We start from the raw sequence: 17,591 nt of genomic DNA, 5'->3' as shown, positions 1-17,591 counted from the left end.
ATGCTGGCATGACAGGGGGTAGCGCTTCTGAGTAAGGTCTTGCGAATGGGCCTCATCTTTCGAGCCACCCATTTCATTCGATTTCGGAGACACAGGGAGGACGGCACGAATGCCTCACTCGGGAGAGTCTGACCTCATGAAGAAGAATCATGGCCCAGAACCGGGCCGCACCGCTGCTCGCTCCGGAGCCATCGGTTCGGCGCTTGAGTTCTACGATTTCTTCATCTACACCCAGGCAGCCGCGATCGTCTTCCCTGAACTCTTCTTCCCATCGACCGATCCCGCGCAGGCGATCATCGCCTCACTCGGGACCTTCGGCGTCGGTTACGTGGCCCGGCCCATCGGCGCCTTCGTCCTGGGGGGACTCGGTGATCGCGTGGGCCGCCGCTTCACCCTGATCCTCACCATGGCGCTGATGGGCATCTCCACCTTCGCCGTGGGGCTGTTGCCCGGCTATGAGCGAATCGGTATCGCGGCCCCGCTGCTCCTGGTGACGTGCCGGCTCATTCAGGGCTTCGCCGTCGCCGGGGAGATCTCCGGCTCCTCCACGCTGATCATCGAGCAGACCCCCATCGGTATTCGTGGCCTGCACGCCTCGGTGACCCTCCAGGGCGCCCAACTCGGCCAGATCTTCGGCGCCCTGGCATTCATCCCCCTGTCCGCCCTCCTCCCCACCGATGCCTTCCTGGCCTGGGGCTGGCGTCTGCCCTTCCTCCTCAGCGCCCTGCTCATCATGGTGGGTTTCGCGGTGCGCCTGCGTACCGTGGAATCAAAACCCAGTGATGCGCCCGACGTGCCACCAATTCGCCGCGTCCTGCGTCAGAGCCCTGGGACCGTGCTCCGTGTCTTCACGATGTCATTGACCAATATCGTGCCCGTGACGGCAACAGTCTTCGGGGCCTCGCTGGCCACCCAGCAGGCCTACGGCATCGGTTGGTCGGCATCGGTCTACCTGTGGGTTCCCGTACTCGGCAACTGCATGGCTGTGCTCGTGATCCCCGTGGCGGCACGCCTGTCCGATCGTCTGGGACGACGCCCCCTGATCATCGGCGGGGCGCTCAGCTCCGGAGCCTTCTCCTTCCTCTACCTGTGGGCCATCACCAACGGCATCTGGTGGCTGACGATCTTCTTCGCACTGCTCATGTGGGGCACCCTCTACCAGGGCTACAACGCTGTTTTCCCGGCCTTCTTCCCCGAGTTGTTCCACGCATCCACCCGGGTCACGGGCATGGCAATCGGGCAGAACATCGGAACTGCCGCCTCCTCACTCATGGCGATGGTCTTCGCGGGACTGTGCCCGCCGGGCACACGACAAGTGGCGATCGTGCTCATCGTCGGGAGTATGACGCTGGGCATCACCGGACTCGCCGCGCTCGCGGCGGCCCTGTCCCCCGAGACCTCACGAATCCCCGGTCCGCAGTTGGGGCAGGAGGAAGCGACTCCTCTTGACGAGCACGAGTACGCGCTACAGCGAGCCAGGAATCTTTCCGGTTTCCATATCTGGCGGCGCGGCGCTGGCCAGCCAGTCCACGTTGACCGCACGTAAACCGATCATTCGTCACATCAAGAACAAGAAAGGCCATCATGAATCAGACACTCACCGATGAACAGCAACTGCTACTTGACTCCGTCAAGGAGTTCGTCTGGAGCGAGGTCGCTCCCCACGTCGCACAGCGCGATCGCGATTCGCAGTGCGAACTGGCCGATTTCCAGTCCGCCTTCGAGTTGGGCCTGCACATGCTTGAGCTGCCTGAGGAATACGGCGGCGCCGGCATCGATTTCCAGACCGGGGCGATGGTCTTCGAGGAACTCGGCAAGGTCGACGCCGGCTATGCCATCACATTGGTCTCGACCTTCGTGGCCTTCCGCAACGTCATGCTCGCCGGAACCAAGGAGCAGGCGCAGCTGTTCGCCGACACCATCACCAACGGAGGCCTGGGCTGCTTCGCGATCAGCGAACCCAGTGCTGGTTCCGACGCGGCCGCCATCCGCACTCGGGCCGTACGCGATGGCGACGACTACGTGCTCAATGGACAGAAGTGCTGGATCACCAATGGCGGCATCGCCGACATCTATCTCATCTCGGCCAAGACCGACCCCGACGCCGGGCACCATGGCATATCCACCTTCCTCGTGGAGGCCAGCCGCGAGGGACTGAGTCATGGCGAGCATGAGGACAAGATGGGCCTACGCACCTCGAACACCTGCGACCTCATCCTCAACGACGTCCGTGTGCCGGCCGACCACTTGGTGGGCAAGGAGGGAGACGGCTTCAAGATCGCGATGTCAGGGCTGGACGTTTCTCGCGCCTTCATGGCCACCATCGCTGTCGGCATGATGCAGCGGGCACTCGACGAGGCCACCGTTTACGCATTGCAACGCGAGCAGTTCGGCCGTCCGATCTTCGAGTTCCAGATGGTTCAGGACATCCTGGCGCGCATGTCGGCGAAGACCGTGGCATGCCGGGCTCTGGTACAACAGACGATGCGCCGTGTCGACCTTGGACTGGACGTACAGAAGGATGGCGCGATCACCAAGCAGTTCGTGACGGACCTGCAGCAGGAAGTGGTCTCTGATGCCGTTCAGGTGCTGGGCGGCAACGGCTTCACGAAGGAGTACCCGGTGGAGAAGCTCATGCGCGACGCCAAGGTCTTCCAGATCATGGAAGGCACCAACCAGATCCAGTCCGTGGTGATCGCGCGTCAGCTCAAGAAGGAATACGCCAACAAGCTCTGACGCGCGCAGCCGGACCTGGGGAGGGGAAACACCATGTCATCAAGAACACCAAGGCCTCATGAACCAGGTTTCGTCGCCATGCCAGCAGCTCTGCGGGCAGACTTCCGCGCGCGCGGCTGGTGGGGTGAGCACTGCTTGCTTGACTGGTGGAACCTCGCGGTGCTCGCCTCTCCCGACGCGCCCGCTGTGATCGACCGAAACGGCACCCGTTTCACCTATGCAGAGGCGGATGAGCTCTCGTCGCGGTTCGCAGGATGGCTCGTCGGGGCAGGCGTGCGCCCAGGTGCAGTCGTCGCCGTTCAGCTGCCCAACTGGGCCGAGTTCCTGCCGATCTTCATCGGCATCATGAAAGCCGGGGCGGTGATCAACCCGCTCTCGGCCAACTTACGCTCCAGCGAATTGCGCCACGCAGTGAACACCTGCGGGACGACCATCATGCTCATGCCGGCGGCCTTCCGGTCAACTGATTACCACGCGCTGGGTGACGATCTGCTCGAACAGGTGGCCGGTCTACAGAAGATCCTCTTCGTGCGTGACGCACCAGACAACGACAGTAGTTTCTCGTCCGCTGTGAAGAACACGCAACCGGTGGCACAGGAGGACTGGCTGTTGTCCCACGGCGAGGATCTCGCCGCCGTTCTGTTCACCTCTGGTAGTGAGTCCGAACCCAAGGGGGTCATGCTGAGCCACAACAATCTGATCGCCTCAGAGATCAGTTTCTCCTATGCGCTGCGGTTGGGCCCCGAGGACCGGATGCTGATGCCCGCACCGGTGGGACACGCGACCGGATTCATGCACGGAGTCGTGATGCCGGTGCTCACTCGGGGCACTTCATTGCTGTGCGACAGTACCAAGGGCCCGGAGATGGCGGAATTTGCCAGCCGCTACGGAGCAACCTGCGGCATGTCGGTACCGGCCGTGATCGACTCCATGCTGTGCACCTGCGAGGAACTGGGAACCGGGCTGGCGAGAATTCGATTCCTGTGCTGCGGAGGTTCACCGGTACCGCGCCGCCTGCTGGAACGAGCCCGGAGTCTGGGCATTCGCGTCTACTCGGTCTACGGCGCCACCGAATCCGCACCGCACACCATGACGACCTTCCACGACAGCGACGAACGGGTGCTCAGTACCGACGGCAGGGCCTGCCCGGGCACCGAGATCCGCATCGTCGACCGGCTGACTCACAAGCCTGTTCCCGCTGGGGTGGAGGGGGAGGAGGCCTCCCGGGGACCGGCCGTGTTCTGCGGCTATATGGGTCATCCGGAACTGACGGCCGCCGCGGTCGACAAGGCGGGTTGGTATTACAGCGGAGACCTGGCGATCATGGACGACGACGGGTACATCCGGGTCACCGGCCGGTGCAAGGATGTCATCAACCGCGGCGGGGAGAACATCAGTGCGGCCGAGGTGGAACGTGCACTGATGTGCCACCCGGCTGTCTTGGCAGCGGCCGTGGTGGCGATGCCCGACAGAGTCATGGGCCAGCGGGCATGCGCCTTCCTCGTGTCCCGCGACAAGCTGCCGAAGCTCAGTGTGGCGGATCTGAACGACTATTTCGTTTCCCGCGGTATGGCCAAGTTCAAGATCCCCGAGCGGGTCGAGTACCTTGACGAGCTCCCCACCACCAGCTCGGGGAAGGTGTCCAAACGGGTGCTGCGTGAGCGCATCGAGGCAATGCTCGAGGTAGAGCACTCAGATCAGATGCCCGACCCTGACCAACCGGCCAAGCTCAATGCCTCAGTTCTGCGAAGTACACCTCGGGGTCGGCCAGCACCAGGCGCAGCACCGTCTCCTCGATGAGCGCCCTGACATGACCACGGTCCTGACCGTCGAGCATGTCACGTCCGAAAGCGGTTCTGAAGGTCGCTCGATGTTCGACGCGGTTCAGCACGAGAGCAGACAGCACCTGGTGCACGTCCAGGGCATCAGGCGCACCTTCCCCGGAGCGGAAGACGCCATCGGCGCGACCACGCTCCAAGAGCTCTGCGAGGATTTTGGGCGCGCTCGCGTTCAGCTTTTGGAAATCGGGGATCTGAGCCGCGACGCTGCCTCCCTTGAGCAGGTTCTCCAAGGCAACGATGCGCACCAGATTCTGATTCTCCTCATAGAAATCAAGGGTGGCGCGGATCAGGCGGACCAGGCCTTCGACCGGGGACAGCTCGGCCAGATCGAGAGCGGTCTCCAAGGACCGGATGCCCATGTAGTTCTCCAGCAGCACCCTCGAGTAGAGCGCCTCCTTGGATTCGAAGTAGTAGTAGATCATCCGTTTGGATGTGTTCGTCCGTTCCGCGATGTCGTCGGTGCGAGCATCGTTGGGACCGTGCCGGGCGAACTCTTCGGCCGCTGCGTCAAGGATTTCCCGTTTGGTCAGATCAGGATCTCGGCGGAGCTTGCGACCGCTGGTTGAGGTTGACATAGGGCCTTTCTCTCTGATGATCAGGGATATATTGACGTCGGGGCGCCCCAACCATACACAGTCGCGGCCGGATGGCACACGCCCCACCACGCGGGGACTCGACAATGAGGCACCACGCCCCCTCCTCGTCTGTCGCCCGACTCACGCAAGCTCTCGTGGGACCACCCACGGGGCAACGGCGACATCCGGCGACGGCATCCTGAGTGTCCCGGTCGGGCACTCGTCCACGCAGATGCCGCAGCTCTCGCAGTCCTGCGCCACGACCTCGTAGCCGCCCCCGTCGAGTAGGTTGATGGCGTAGAAGGGGCACACATCGTGGCACAGATCGCAGCCCATGCAGCTGCCGCATGACATGCACCGGCCGGCCTCGGTGCAGACCCCGGCCAGTACCGTCGTCGGGTCCCCCGATCGACGTCCTGCGGAGCCTCCTGCTGCTTGTCCGCTCGGAAGCACGGGGCCATGCCCCTCGAAATAACCGGTATTCATATGCTGCACATCGCTCACCGGTGGAAGGCCCGCAGAAGGGGCCATGGCACCGGCGAGGTAGGCGTCGAGCGCCTCAGCGGCCCGAAGCCCCCGTCCTATCGACAAGGAAGCCGTGCGACGCGGCCGGGTCTTCGTGTGCACAGGCTGGCGCCACAAGGTGCGGCCGACTACCAGCGCCATGCACATGGACGCACCCGTGGCCCAGATCACCCCGTCCGCAGGGGGCAGGACGTCCTCGAGGTGGCGCACTGATTGTCCGGACCGGACATCGACGCCGAGAGCCACGATGCGGGCGATCTCGCCGTCGAGGACAACGCGTGGCAGCCGTTCCTCGCTGATGCTCCGTCGCAGCAGGCCGCCCAGTTCGCCGTACGCCTCCCACAGCACGACCTGATGCCCAGCACGAGCAAGCCGACTGGCAGCTGACAGCCCGCAGGGCCCCGACCCGACGACCGTCACCCGGGCCGAACGACGGGCGCCGGCAGGCCATGGAACCGGGGGAAGCGCCCAGCCACGGGCCAGAGCGTAATCCCCCACGCGACCCTCCAGCTCACGGATCGACACTGCGCCATCAAGCGCATCACGATTGCAGTTGCGTTCACAATCGGCGTAACAGATGCGTCCCATTGTCGCCGGGAGAGGATTGGCCGCGACGATGGCGGTCCACGCCCGGTGTATCGCCTCCTCGTCGTCGCGTCGCAGGGCCAGCACCCACTCCCGTACCGGTTCATGTGCGCCGCAGGCGTGAACGCATGGTGGCGTGAGTTCGGCGAAACCGGGGATCTGATACTCAACGCCCTGGGCGTCACGAGGCAGGGAACCGCGATGAGTCATGCGCCCCTCCCTTCACAGGACGATCGAAGGCGCCTCTGCACCCGGCCCGATCGGGAACCGACGTTGGATCCCTTCCTGCACCAGAGAAGCCAAGGCTCCTCCTGGTCGTTGGATCCTCATCAAACGGGATCATCCGGGACCAAAGACCCTGCACCGAAGCATCCTTGCAGTTATGATTGTACCGACTAGTTAATAGCTGGCGTAGTGACGTTCCCTAGCCGTGAACCACGCCTCAACGGGACGATGGCGTTCCGTTCATCTTGTCAAGGAGAGGGCTCATGACCATTGTCGTCGCCTATAAATGGGCAGCAAATCCTCAGGATGCCTCAGTCAGCGCCGAAGGCATCGTTGACTGGTCGCGCGCCAAACTCGCGCTGAGCGAGTACGACCCCGTCGCCATCCAACTGGGCAGCGAACTGGCCACGGCCACGGGTGACGAACTCGTCGGCGTGTCGGTGGGCACCTCTGCCGTCGGCAGCTCCATGGCGAAGAAGGCGGCCATGTCACGCGGTTTTGACCGAGGTCTGGTGGTCGCTGATGACCAGACCGCGGAGTGGAATCTCACCCAGGTCGCGCAGGCCTTGGCCGCTCTGATCCAGAGGATTGATGGCGTCAACCTAGTGCTCACCGGAGACGCCTCCATCGACGAGAACGCGAAGCTCGTGTCAGCACTGCTCGCAGGTCACCTCGGCTGGCCGTGCTTCCAGGACGTGGCCGGGGCTGAGCGGAGTGATGACGGCTGGTCCATCATTCAGAACATCCCGGGCGGCACCCGTACCATCGCAGTCACCGGCCCCGCAGTACTCGCCATCGCTCCCGATGCGACCCAGGCCAAGGTTCCGGGCATGAAGGACATCCTCGCCGCTGGAAAGAAAAAAGTTGACACCGTGGCGGTTGCAGATCTTGAGCCGAGCAGCATCGATCTCACCATCACGGAACGCTCGCGCCCAGCTGCCAGGACTCGCCAGAACAAAATTGTCACCGACGGTGAACAACTCGCCGCTGTGTTGCATGCCGATGGCCTGTTGTGAGTATCGAGGGGAAGGACCAGAAATGACCACGTGGATCATCACCACCAATAACCAGATCGCAGGCCTCCTCGAGGTTGCCGGCCAGCTCAGTGCTCCCACAACCATCGTCGGTGTCGGAACTGATTCCCTCCCCGAAGCGGATCAGACACTCACCATTCCGCTTCCCGAGGGGACTCCGGCCGAGGCCGCTGCACCAGCAGTCACTGCCACGGTCGACGCTCAGCCGGGCGACGTGGTGCTGGTACCGAACCGGGCCGCAGAACGCGTACTCGCCGGTTCGCTTGCCGTAAACCTGGGCGCACCCGTACTCACCGGGCTGATCGCCGTGACTGATGGAATCTTTGAGCTGGACCGCTTCGGCGGGATCGCCCGCGAGAAGGTGACCAGTACGCAGCACCCCGTCGTGGTCGTGGCCCCAGGGGGAGCGGAGATCAGCGGTCAACAGGTCGCGACGGTCTCATCGACGACACCCGCCCCCCTGGCAGCCCGCATCACTGCTGAAACGACAAAGGCCGACACGGCAAGCGTCGATCTCAGTTCGGCACAGCGCATCGTGGCAGTTGGCCGCGGGTTCAGGACTGAAGCCGACTTGAAGTTGGCCCGGGATCTCGCAGCAGCCCTTGACGCGGAGTTGGCCTGCTCTCGACCTGTAGCCGAGGGCGTGGGATGGATGCCAAAAGAAAGCTACGTGGGCGTTTCCGGTCAGTCGGTGAAACCCGATCTGTACGTCGCGGTCGGCATCTCAGGACAGTTGCAGCACATGGCGGGCGCTCGTGACGCGAAGACCATCGTTGCGATCAATGACGACAAGGATGCACCGATCTTCGGCTACGCCGACTACGGCGTCATCGGCGACCTCTACGAGGTGCTCCCGGCCCTCACTGCAGCACTCAACTGACAGCACGGAGGAACACGATGACGAGCGACGAGGACGAGGAACTCTTCGACACAATCGTGATCGGAGGAGGCGTGGCAGGAACTGTCTGCGCCTACCAATTGGCCAAGGCGGGTCATGAGGTGGTGCTCATTGAGCGCGGCAGCCAGCCGGGAACCAAGAATCTGTCAGGTGGCGTCTTCTACTGCCGAGTCATGGAACAGGTCTTTCCCGGTTTCGCCATCCAGGCACCCGTTGAGCGACGAATCACTCGCAATGTTCTTTCCTTTCTCAACGAGAGCTCATCGGTCAATGTCGACTACTGGGACCAGAGGCTGGCCGAACCCGTGAACGCAGTGACTGTACTCCGGTCGAAACTGGATGCCTGGCTGTCCGAGCAGTGCGAGGAGGCAGGCGTCATGGTGATGCCCCAAGTGAAGGTCGATGAGCTGCTCATCGAGGACGGCCGGATCGTGGGGGTTCGCGCCGGCGAGGACGAGCTCCGTGCACGCGTCGTGGTCGCGGCTGACGGTGTGAACTCCTTCATCGCGCGACAAGCCGGCATACGCGCCAAGGAGCCCCGCAGACACTTGGCCGTCGGAGTGAAATCCGTCATCCACGTACCCCAAAACGTACTGGAGGATCGTTTCCACCTGAGCCCGCAGGAAGGCGTCGCCTATGCTGTGGTAGGCGACGCCACGCAAGGCTGTGCGGGGGGAGGATTCCTCTACACGAACATCGATTCGATCTCGGTCGGCGTGGTGTTACGGCTGGATGATCTGGCCGCCAGGGGACTGGCCTCCTCCGATGTCCACGACCACTTCCTGAATCATCCAGCCATTGCCCCCCTGTTGAAGGACGGCGAGTTGCTGGAGTACGGCTGCCACCTGACGATCGAGGATGGACCGGCGATGGCCAATCATGACCTGACCCGGCCAGGCCTGCTCATCATCGGGGACGCCGGCGGTTTCACGCTCAACACGGGAATGACGATCAGAGGCATGGACCTGGCCGCCGGCACCGCGATGGCCGCGGCACAGGCCATCGAGGAGGCCTTGGCCGCCCAGAATTTCTCGCAAGAGTCCATGGACCGGTACCATGAGAAACTTCGACAAGGATTCGTGGGGCAGGACATGGAGCTTTACAAGAAGCTTCCTGCGCTGTTGGAGAACCCGCGTTTCTACCATGATTACGGAGTGCTCCTCGCTGATGTGATGCATGGCATCTACGATCTTGACACCACACCCCGCAAGCATCTGGCAGGCATTGCTGCGTCAACCATCAGACGGTCAGGCGTCAAGATGACCGAGCTCGCCAAAGATGCCTGGCAAGCCGTACGAGCTCTGTGAGGAGAAAGCAGCAATGATCACGGGCACAGTCGCCGAACGCTTGGCGAGGAACAATTACCAGACCGATGAAGAATTCAGCCACATTGAGATCAACCAAAGGATCGTGCGGGCCACTGGCACCGGGAAACTGTTGATTGACATCTGCCCGGCGCACGTTTACACCGAAGAAGCCGACGGAACCATCTCAGCCGAGTACGCAGCGTGCCTGGAGTGCGGCACATGCCTGGCCATCATGCCAGGGGGTGCGCTCGACTGGCACTATCCGCGCGGTGGTTTCGGTGTGGAGTTCCGCGAAGGTTGATCGCCTCCGAGACACCCTCTGATCAGCACCGTGCCGGTGTCATGGATCATCCCGACACCGGCACGGTGCTTTCTTCCCCCTTTCACCTCCGCCACGACAGTGCGTGTCGCGTGGCGATCCAGGTTGCCGCCTGAGTGCGTCGCCGCAGGCCCATCTTCGCCAGCAACGACGTGATGTGATTCTTCACCGTTTTCTCGGCTATCCCCATCCGCGCGCCGATCTCACGGTTGCTCAGGCCCTCGCCTATGGACTCCAGAATGCGCCGTTCCGTTGGCGTAAGATTCGCCGTGAGATCCGTGCTTCCACTACGGGCCGGGAGCTTCTGCCCAGCCACGGCCCGCCCAGCGGCAACGCCCTTGATCACAGAAACCATTTCGACGGCCCGCAGGGACTTGTGAAGATACGCACTGGCCCCGCCCATCAAGGCCTCGCGTTTCGCCTCATCATCGTTCACCGAGGTGAGCACGATGAAGTGCACACCAGGAAGCACATCACGCAATTGTGCGATGAGGTCGAGGCCCGTTCCGTCAGGCAGCCGCAACGCAACCAAGATGATCTGCGGCGCCAAGCAAGGCGCCAAGCGCACTGCCCCTGCGACACTACGCGCCTCACCGACGAAGCTGACGCCGAGCGAGTCCGAAAGAATGGCATCGACACCTCGCCTGATGATTTCATGCTCATCGACCACCATGACACGAATTAGCTGCTGATCTTGGCGTTGCACAACCATTGGCCCAGAACTTCCTTTTCTTTTACGAAGAATCCCCTCGGGCTGCTGGCTCAGCAGCAGCCCCTGAAGCAGCAGCCCGTAGGAGCCCATTCACCGATGAGCTTGAGAATCCGGTTGAGATCCTCAACGGGAATCTGTCCCGGCGCCGAGGCGCGCCCGACCATGCCGAAGGTGGCCGCCGAACCGAAGAAGGCACCGGTCATGCGCGAGAGCATTCCCAACCGCCCCATCGACATGGTGATGATTGGATGATCGGCATACCGCACCGACATCTGCCACGTCGCTGACAGCAAAGTGAGCAGATCACCGACATCATGCGGAGTACATGCCAGCTTCGCAACGTCGGCCCCCATGTCCTGCATCGCTCTCAGCCGGGACACAATCTCCCCCACCGGTGGCGTCGCATCAAAATCGTGGTTGGATGCGATCACTGCCATCTCCTGCGCATGAGCGGCAGCAATGATGGTATGCACCGCGTCTGAGCCACGGAAGAACTCGACGTCCACGGCATTGACCTGCCCGGACGCAATCAAGGCCAAGTTGAGGTCGACATAGTCCTGGACGCCGATCCGCTTCTCACCGCCTTCATCTGCCGTCCGGAACGTCGCCAGTACCGGCCGACCGTTCAAGCGGGCAGCCAGTTGGCCTGCGAGTGAGGTGACTGCACCGCTGTCGAGTGCCCCTTCGAAGAAGTCGATCCGCCACTCCAAGATGTCTATCTCGTGGGATATTGCGGTACTCGCAGCAGCCAAGATCTCGTCGGCCGTCGCCCCGGTGATCGGTACGATCACCTTGGGCCGGCCCTCCCCCAGCACCACGTTTCCCACGCGTACCGTCTGCACAGTCATCGTCAGCTATCCTCTCCAGAACTACTGAGACCTTCTGCCTCGGGTATTGACCGGATCGTCCGGAAAATAGATCGGTGCCGCAGGAAGACGAAGGCCGCGGTCACGAAAGCAAGTACGCTGAAGGCTACTGCGAGCCACACGACGTTGGTGTAGCCGGTGGTCAGTAGGTGTACGGCCTCCTCATCCGAGACACCTGCCGTACTCGGCACAATGGCGCCAACTGCGTAGGGCAGTACGAATCCACCGACTGCGCCAGCCATCCAGTACCAGCTCACGATCTGACCCTTGGATTTCGGGAAGAAGTCCGACATCGCGGTGAGCACGAGCTGCATGATGCCACCTGAGACGAAGTAGCCGATGAGGAAAGCGGTGATCCTCATACCTGCGAGAGAGTGCATGAACCCGATGTTGAGCAGTACCACCGACACCAGGCCACAAGCGGCGTAAACGGGCACGAAGTTGATGGACTTGACACCACGCGAGGAGATCATGGCAGTGAGCAGCACTGCAACGACCGAACCGATTGTGAAGAATTGTGTCAGGGTGCGACCCTGAGCCTCGGTCAGATGAGCGGTGTTGGCACCAATCTGGGGAAGGGCCTGATTCGCCAGGTAAACGATCCCGTTGGTGCAGAAGATGAAGATGAGGCAGGCGCTGCCCTCTACCGCGAAGCGCGCACGGGCCCTCGTCGATCCATTCTTGGTGCCGGCAGCCTGCTCGGCGGCGTTCTGGGCCGCCAACTGCTCAGCCGCGATCTTCTTGTAATCGGGGAAGGACACGATGCAGGCCAAGACCCCCATCACCACCATGTAGATACCCCCTGCGATCGGCACGATTCGCCAGTTCTGGGTACCAACCATCGTGATGAGCAAGGGCATGACGAATTGTCCCGCTGAGATGAAGATCTTGATCAAGATGTTCATCGTGCCAGCATTCGAGGGGTTTGATTCCATGAGCGTCGGGTAGGTCCCGGCGTCCAAGAAAGAGTTACCGATACCGAAAACCGCAGCCAACAGCATACCGATAGTGCGGTTCGGGGAGATCGGCAGCAGGAGGAAGAAGATCACGTTGAGTGCGATACCTACCAGCACGATCTTGCGACGACCGAACCGGTCCGCCAGGAATCCCGCGAAGGGATAGCTGATGAATTTGCCGATCGCCATCACCGACAGAGCCGAGATCACATCTTTGGTCTCGACCCCCCAAGCCACGGACAGGCCCCAGCCATCGCTCGGCGAGCCGGCCAGCTGACTTGCTGCGATGAGACCCATGGCATACACGAAGTAGGCGAAGTAAAGGGTGAGCACAGCTCCCATGTTCTGAACTTTTGTGGCCACGAGAGCTCCTTTCTGATGAACGACCACGCATGCCCCACAAGGGGTACACGTCGGGTGGGAGGGATGAGTTGGTTCACGGGCCGGTGCGCCTGCACGCAGGACTCACTGACGTTCCGGGACTGACGCAACCGCACCGGGCGCGGGTATGAAACCCCTCGGTAGGTCGTGAGTGATCTCCGTGCACAGCCGACCAGCTTGCTCCCAGCCGCGCGGCGGGCACATCGCAGGCTCGCCGGGGATGATCAGGATCTTCCAGCGATTGACGATCATAGCTGTGTGCCCTCCTGGGATCACGACCGAAGAAGCACAGCGTCTCCGGCGAACGCCTTTCATGATGTACGCAGCCGATGACGACCGGCATTCTGCCCGGCGAAACGATAGGGCGAATGTGTCGTGCCCCACGCCTCACTCCGCTTCATGCCAGGCCGTTCCCGGCAACGCAGCTAAGAGCTCGCATCGCGTCAGCCGCCCTGGCGACCTCTCGCGTCATTGCCGAGAGAGTCACTCGATGAACGACTGCCATGCTGTGAACTAACTTGTTAGTTACTTTACACGGACTGCTCCCCTCGCGCCATGGGCCTCGGGGAACTCATATTCGACATACCAGCCCGATCGATGCGCCGCGGAAAAGCCCTGCGGACCGAGACACTTCTTCGGACAACGCCAGAACCGACGCCCCGCTTCCACACCGAGCAGGCTTCTCACCAGAGCCGCTCCAGAGCTTCTTCGTGCTGGGCTTGCCTGTGCGCCCTGATTGCCGGCGCGAAGCAGCCACGTGCTCAGCTCTGGAGGGCCGCCCAGGACTGTTGTAGCAACCGCTCGTCGGGGTTCCGAGCGATGGCGCACTTCTCGATGTCCTCCAAGATCACGAAACGCAGCTCACCATTGCGGACCTTCTTGTCCCAGGACATCGCCTGCGACAGTTCCGCCCAGCTCGCCGAGGAACAGCAGGTCGGCAGACCGACCATCCGCAGCACGGCGCGATGACGAGTCAGCACCTCGACATCGAGTCTGCCCATTCGATGGGAGAGCTCGGCCGCAAAGACCATGCCGATCGCTACGGCATCGCCATGCCGCACATCAGGACCCCCACAGTTCTCGATGGCATGACCCAGGGTGTGCCCGTAGTTGAGCACCTCACGCAGCCCTATCTCCCTCAGATCCTCGGCCACGATCCGTGCCTTGACCGCCAGGGCGCGCTCCATGAGCTCACGGAAGACAGGAGACTGGATGTCCAGGGCATCAGCACCGGCATTGGCCTCGATCAACCGCAGAATCCGCTCGTCCCCCAGGAAACCCGCTTTGATGATCTCAGCCAGACCAGAACGCAGTTGCTCGACTGGCAGGCTCTCCAGCAAGCCCAGGTCGCACATCACTCCATGCGGAGGGTGGAAGGCGCCCACCAGGTCACGGCCGCGAGGCAGATCCAGGGCTGCCTTGCCGCCGACAGATGCGTCCACCATGGCGAGTAGGCTCGTGGGGACGTTCACCACTGGCACGCCTCGCAGCCAGGTAGCCCCTACGAATCCGAGCAGATAGGTCGTCTCGGCACCTCCAACGGCAACGATCGCATCCTGCCGACCGAAATGATGTTCGGCCAGCAGATCCCAGATCCGGGCGACGACCTCCAGGTTCTTCGACTCCCGGAGCTCGGGCAACTCGTGGCGCACGACCTGTCGACCCGCATCCTCCAAGCACTGCGTCAGCTTGGCGGCGGTCTGAGCGCCGACGGCCTCGTGAGCCACCAGCACCCGCTCGGCGCCGGCCGGTATGAGTTCGGTGATCTCAGGCAGCAGCCCCCAACCGACACGGATGTCGTACCCGTCCTGACCGGTCACGGTCACCACACTCGCCGGCGCGTGCCGCGATGCGGTGCGCCGCACGATGCCCGGCGGCAGGTTGACCGTGCCCGCATTGATGAGCGCCAGCAGGATGTCCTCGCCGGAGTCCTGCGGGCGTCGGCCGGTGGTGTTCAGCCGGATCTGTGAGACGCTCTCGTAGATGGCCCGGCGCTGCGCCATGAGCTCGTTGAACTTCGTCACCGGATCGCCCATCAGCAGCGGGCGGACCCCAGAGAGCCCAACACGTGGCAATGCCTGCGTGACGTCGACGTCGAGGAAAACCGTCATGTGCTGGCGCAGGGCCTCCTGCGTACCAGGGTGCAAGACGGCACCGCCCCCCAACGCAACGATGCCATCGAACTCGCGCAGCACCCGCAACACCGTCTCGTGCTCAAGTGCACGGAAGGCCGGCTCTCCCTGGGTGAGGAACATCTCGGGGATCGGCATGCCGGCGACTCGCTCCACCTCGTCGTCCGTGTCGAGGAAGGGCAGTTCCAGCGCGCGGGCGATGAGCTTGCCCACCGTGGTCTTGCCGGCCCCTGGCGGGCCGACGAGCACCACGGCGGGATGGTGCTCGCTGTGGTCCCCGCAGTCCTGTACCGGGGGCTGCGTGTCATCAGCCATGATCGTCGTTCTTTCTTCTGCTGCGTCTTCGGCGAAGCTCAAGAAGGGTCATCTCGTCTGCCTCACGCGGCTCGCCTGCCGAGTTCGTCAAGCATCCTCAGCACAGCACGACCCTCGCGCACCGCATCGATGATTTTACGCGGGCGCACCGAATCCCCAATGTTCATCACGGCGATCCCCTCGCCGGTACAGCGTTCGATCAGCTCCGCCAACCCGGAGGTCACCGGCCGCATCCCGAGACAGATCACGCCGTGCACCATGGCGATGAGCTCGGGCGGAGAACCCGCAGTCCGCACCAGGACACCGTTGTCGCGGACCTCGGTCAGACTGGTGCTCACCCTGACGTCCACGCCGCCGCGGTCCAGTACCTCGAGCATCTGCAAACGGGTGATCATGTCCAGATCGTTGCCGATCGCGGGCAACTGCTCGATCAATGTCACCTGCACATCGTGGTCCACCAGGTGCTCCACCACGTCCAGGCCCACCGCCCCGGCGCCCGCGACGATGACCCGTTCCCCGCTCCACTGGCTCACCTCGTCGAGGCGTGCGGCAAAGCCGGCGATGGACGTGACGGCCGAGCCCGACTTGTCCAGACGTTCACGCAGTCCTGGGATGGGCGGGGCCACCGGCAGGCTCCCGGTGGCATTGACGACGAGATCGGGATGCTCATCGACGACCCGGCCAGGATCCCCCGACTGTCCGGCCAGGACGTGCACTCCTGCACGGCGAGCACGAAGCACTGCTTCGTCGAGGTATTTCGCGATACGCCACTTGGCCGGCAGTTTGGCGGCATGACGGACGATGCCGCCAAGCTGGTCGTTCTTCTCCAGCAGTGTCACCTCGCAGCCAACCTCGGCCGCGGTCGAAGCAGCCTCCAAGCCCGCCAGGCCACCGCCCACCACGACGACTTTCGTCGGTACGCTGACCTTCCTGTCGCGATAGGACTCATTGTCGAGGATGCTTGGATTGACCGTGCAGCGGATCGGCTTGCCCTGCCGGGTCCGGTGGTCTGCGCAGCCGATATTGCATGATATGCAATGCAGAATCTCCTCCGGGCGTCCTTCACGCACCTTGCGCGTCCACCAGGGATCGGCTATGAGACCGCGACCGATCGCTACGAGATCAGCATCGCCCTCGTCGAGGATGCGTTCGGCCACCTGCGGGTCACGGATGTTGCCCGATGTGATGGTTGGTTTTCCGAATCTCTCCTTGAAGGCGCGTGCCATCTGTGAGCGCCAGCCATCAGGCAGTCGGGCCATGTCGATCTGGTACTGAAGAGTGGGGTTCTCCGCTGCCGAGACGTTCCAGATGTCCACGTACTCATCGCAGTACGAGGCCAGGGCAAGGGTGTCATCGAGGCGATTTCCCCCGTCGAGCAATTCGTCAGCACTGACCCGCAGCGAGATCGGGAAGCGTTCGCCGACGCGGGCACGCACCTCACGCAGCACCTCAACCAGGAATCGCGCCCTGTTCTCCGGGCCGCCGCCGTACTCGTCGGTCCTGTGGTTGTAGAGCGGGGACAGGAACTGGTTCAGCAGATAGGAGTGCCCGCCATGGATCTCAACCATGTCGAAGCCGGCGCGCTGGGCGCGCTGAGCGGTCTGTCCGAAGCGCTCGATGACATGCCTGATCTGCTTCGTGGTCATCGGCGTCGGGGCGGGGCCGCCGGCTTTGGAGGGCACGTCGGATGACGAGATCGTGGGGACACCGGTCAGCGTCGGATTGGCCGAGGCACCGGCATGATTGATCTGCACACCTGCCACCGCCCCATGGCGATGCATCTCCTCGGTGAAGGCGAACATGCGTGGCAGGTACCGGTCGCTGTCGAGTCGCAGCTGGGTGAACCCGTTCGAGCCGACGGGGTGGTCGACGCAGACGTTCTCCATGACGATGAGCCCCGTGCCGCCGCGGGCCCGTTCCCGGTAGTAGGCCATGTGTTCGTCGCTGAGCTCCCCACTCACTGTGGCGAAATTGGTTCCCATCGGCGGCATGACGACCCGGTTGGGTATTGTCATGCCGCGGACAGTGATGGGCTCGAAGATGTGTGCCGTCGGATGAGCATACGAAATAATCATGAGGACCTCATTCCATGTCTCCTGGGTCCGCCTCGGCTCGAGACGGACCCAGGATCGCAAGTCAACGCTTCCGTTGCGCTGTTCGAACGGACTGGTAGTCCGCCGGATA

The 17,591-nt window shown here is 62.8% G+C and carries 15 protein-coding genes and 1 pseudogene; 8 read left to right on the top strand and 8 right to left on the bottom strand.

Going from position 1 to position 17,591, the window contains the following annotated elements; all coding sequences use genetic code 11:
* Positions 1-136: 136 nt before the first annotated feature.
* The 3 genes from D9T14_RS02705 (at position 137) to D9T14_RS02695 (ending at position 4,536) form a co-directional block, all read left to right on the top strand.
* Entirely contained in the window at positions 137-1,546 is a 1,410-nt protein-coding gene (locus D9T14_RS02705; protein ID WP_119160626.1) for an MFS transporter, read from the top strand.
* A gap of 38 nt (positions 1,547-1,584) precedes the next feature.
* A complete protein-coding gene (locus tag D9T14_RS02700; protein WP_119160625.1) occupies positions 1,585-2,736 on the top strand; it encodes an acyl-CoA dehydrogenase family protein in 1,152 nt (383 codons plus the stop codon).
* A 78-nt stretch (positions 2,737-2,814) separates the two neighbouring features.
* A complete protein-coding gene (locus D9T14_RS02695) occupies positions 2,815-4,536 on the top strand; it encodes an AMP-binding protein (protein ID WP_170175701.1) in 1,722 nt (573 codons plus the stop codon).
* On the opposite strand, the gene D9T14_RS02690 is transcribed toward D9T14_RS02695, so the two are convergent.
* Positions 4,466-5,152 carry a TetR/AcrR family transcriptional regulator gene (locus D9T14_RS02690; protein WP_119160623.1) on the bottom strand — a complete coding sequence of 229 codons (687 nt, stop codon included), beginning with the start codon at positions 5,150-5,152 and terminating at the stop codon, positions 4,466-4,468. The genes D9T14_RS02695 and D9T14_RS02690 overlap by 71 nt on opposite strands.
* A 141-nt stretch (positions 5,153-5,293) precedes the next feature.
* Positions 5,294-5,488: an ATP-binding protein gene (locus tag D9T14_RS14090; RefSeq protein ID WP_232012511.1), complete on the bottom strand. Its 195-nt coding sequence runs from the start codon at positions 5,486-5,488 to the stop codon at positions 5,294-5,296.
* A gap of 402 nt (positions 5,489-5,890) precedes the next feature.
* Between D9T14_RS14090 and D9T14_RS14085 the strand changes: the two genes are divergently transcribed.
* Positions 5,891-6,064, top strand: coding sequence for a hypothetical protein (locus D9T14_RS14085; RefSeq protein WP_232012512.1), 174 nt, complete (start codon positions 5,891-5,893; stop codon positions 6,062-6,064).
* Here the strand turns inward: D9T14_RS14085 and D9T14_RS14415 are convergent.
* A pseudogene (locus D9T14_RS14415) lies at positions 6,023-6,472 on the bottom strand (NAD(P)-binding protein); the annotation flags it as partial. The gene D9T14_RS14085 and the pseudogene D9T14_RS14415 sit on opposite strands and share 42 nt — an antisense overlap.
* A gap of 278 nt (positions 6,473-6,750) precedes the next feature.
* Here D9T14_RS14415 and D9T14_RS02680 point away from each other — a divergent pair.
* Genes D9T14_RS02680 through D9T14_RS02665 form a run of 4 tightly spaced genes read left to right on the top strand, consistent with a single transcriptional unit; the run spans position 6,751 to position 10,027 of the window.
* Positions 6,751-7,503, top strand: coding sequence for an electron transfer flavoprotein subunit beta/FixA family protein (locus D9T14_RS02680; RefSeq protein WP_119160621.1), 753 nt, complete (start codon positions 6,751-6,753; stop codon positions 7,501-7,503).
* A gap of 22 nt (positions 7,504-7,525) precedes the next feature.
* The gene (locus tag D9T14_RS02675; protein WP_119160620.1) at positions 7,526-8,401 is read left to right on the top strand and encodes an electron transfer flavoprotein subunit alpha/FixB family protein; all 876 of its coding nucleotides are present in this window, start codon (positions 7,526-7,528) and stop codon (positions 8,399-8,401) included.
* Positions 8,402-8,418: 17 nt separating this feature from the next.
* The gene (locus tag D9T14_RS02670; RefSeq protein WP_119160619.1) at positions 8,419-9,726 is read left to right on the top strand and encodes an FAD-dependent oxidoreductase; all 1,308 of its coding nucleotides are present in this window, start codon (positions 8,419-8,421) and stop codon (positions 9,724-9,726) included.
* A gap of 13 nt (positions 9,727-9,739) precedes the next feature.
* The gene (locus D9T14_RS02665) at positions 9,740-10,027 is read left to right on the top strand and encodes a ferredoxin family protein (RefSeq protein ID WP_119160618.1); all 288 of its coding nucleotides are present in this window, start codon (positions 9,740-9,742) and stop codon (positions 10,025-10,027) included.
* A gap of 82 nt (positions 10,028-10,109) precedes the next feature.
* Here the strand turns inward: D9T14_RS02665 and D9T14_RS02660 are convergent, their stop codons facing one another.
* From D9T14_RS02660 to D9T14_RS02640, 5 genes are all read right to left on the bottom strand, one after another.
* Positions 10,110-10,757 (bottom strand): LuxR C-terminal-related transcriptional regulator, encoded by a 648-nt coding sequence (locus D9T14_RS02660; RefSeq protein WP_259340956.1) that lies wholly within the window; start codon positions 10,755-10,757, stop codon positions 10,110-10,112.
* Between the two features lie 50 nt (positions 10,758-10,807).
* On the bottom strand, positions 10,808-11,605 hold the full coding sequence (aroD, locus tag D9T14_RS02655; protein ID WP_170175702.1) for a type I 3-dehydroquinate dehydratase: 798 nt from the start codon (positions 11,603-11,605) through the stop codon (positions 10,808-10,810).
* Positions 11,606-11,607: 2 nt separating this feature from the next.
* Positions 11,608-12,942 (bottom strand): MFS transporter, encoded by a 1,335-nt coding sequence (locus D9T14_RS02650; RefSeq protein ID WP_119160616.1) that lies wholly within the window; start codon positions 12,940-12,942, stop codon positions 11,608-11,610.
* A 779-nt stretch (positions 12,943-13,721) separates the two neighbouring features.
* Positions 13,722-15,449, bottom strand: a complete 1,728-nt coding sequence (aroB, locus tag D9T14_RS02645) for a 3-dehydroquinate synthase (RefSeq protein ID WP_147434113.1) — start codon at positions 15,447-15,449, stop codon at positions 13,722-13,724.
* A gap of 20 nt (positions 15,450-15,469) precedes the next feature.
* Entirely contained in the window at positions 15,470-17,482 is a 2,013-nt protein-coding gene (locus tag D9T14_RS02640) for an FAD-dependent oxidoreductase (protein WP_119160614.1), read from the bottom strand.
* Between the last annotated feature and the right edge of the window lie 109 nt (positions 17,483-17,591).

This window comes from Propionibacterium australiense, from assembly GCF_003666605.1.
Taxonomy (GTDB): Bacteria; Actinomycetota; Actinomycetes; order Propionibacteriales; family Propionibacteriaceae; genus Propionibacterium; species Propionibacterium australiense.
The sequence above is the reverse complement of the archived record's forward strand: the minus strand, read 5'-3'. Positions and strand labels throughout refer to the sequence as shown.

What these genes read in the sequence shown, in the direction of transcription:
- D9T14_RS02705 (WP_119160626.1), top strand. Translation starts at nt 137, where the DNA reads ATGAAGAAGAATCATGGCCCAGAACCGGGCCGCACCGCTGCTCGCTCC.
- D9T14_RS02700 (WP_119160625.1), top strand. Translation starts at nt 1,585, where the DNA reads ATGAATCAGACACTCACCGATGAACAGCAACTGCTACTTGACTCCGTC.
- D9T14_RS02695 (WP_170175701.1), top strand. Translation starts at nt 2,815, where the DNA reads ATGCCAGCAGCTCTGCGGGCAGACTTCCGCGCGCGCGGCTGGTGGGGT.
- D9T14_RS02690 (WP_119160623.1), bottom strand. Translation starts at nt 5,152, where the DNA reads ATGTCAACCTCAACCAGCGGTCGCAAGCTCCGCCGAGATCCTGATCTG.
- D9T14_RS14090 (WP_232012511.1), bottom strand. Translation starts at nt 5,488, where the DNA reads ATGGGCTGCGATCTGTGCCACGATGTGTGCCCCTTCTACGCCATCAAC.
- D9T14_RS02680 (WP_119160621.1), top strand. Translation starts at nt 6,751, where the DNA reads ATGACCATTGTCGTCGCCTATAAATGGGCAGCAAATCCTCAGGATGCC.
- D9T14_RS02675 (WP_119160620.1), top strand. Translation starts at nt 7,526, where the DNA reads ATGACCACGTGGATCATCACCACCAATAACCAGATCGCAGGCCTCCTC.
- D9T14_RS02670 (WP_119160619.1), top strand. Translation starts at nt 8,419, where the DNA reads ATGACGAGCGACGAGGACGAGGAACTCTTCGACACAATCGTGATCGGA.
- D9T14_RS02665 (WP_119160618.1), top strand. Translation starts at nt 9,740, where the DNA reads ATGATCACGGGCACAGTCGCCGAACGCTTGGCGAGGAACAATTACCAG.
- D9T14_RS02660 (WP_259340956.1), bottom strand. Translation starts at nt 10,757, where the DNA reads ATGGTTGTGCAACGCCAAGATCAGCAGCTAATTCGTGTCATGGTGGTC.
- aroD (WP_170175702.1), bottom strand. Translation starts at nt 11,605, where the DNA reads ATGACTGTGCAGACGGTACGCGTGGGAAACGTGGTGCTGGGGGAGGGC.
- D9T14_RS02640 (WP_119160614.1), bottom strand. Translation starts at nt 17,482, where the DNA reads ATGATTATTTCGTATGCTCATCCGACGGCACACATCTTCGAGCCCATC.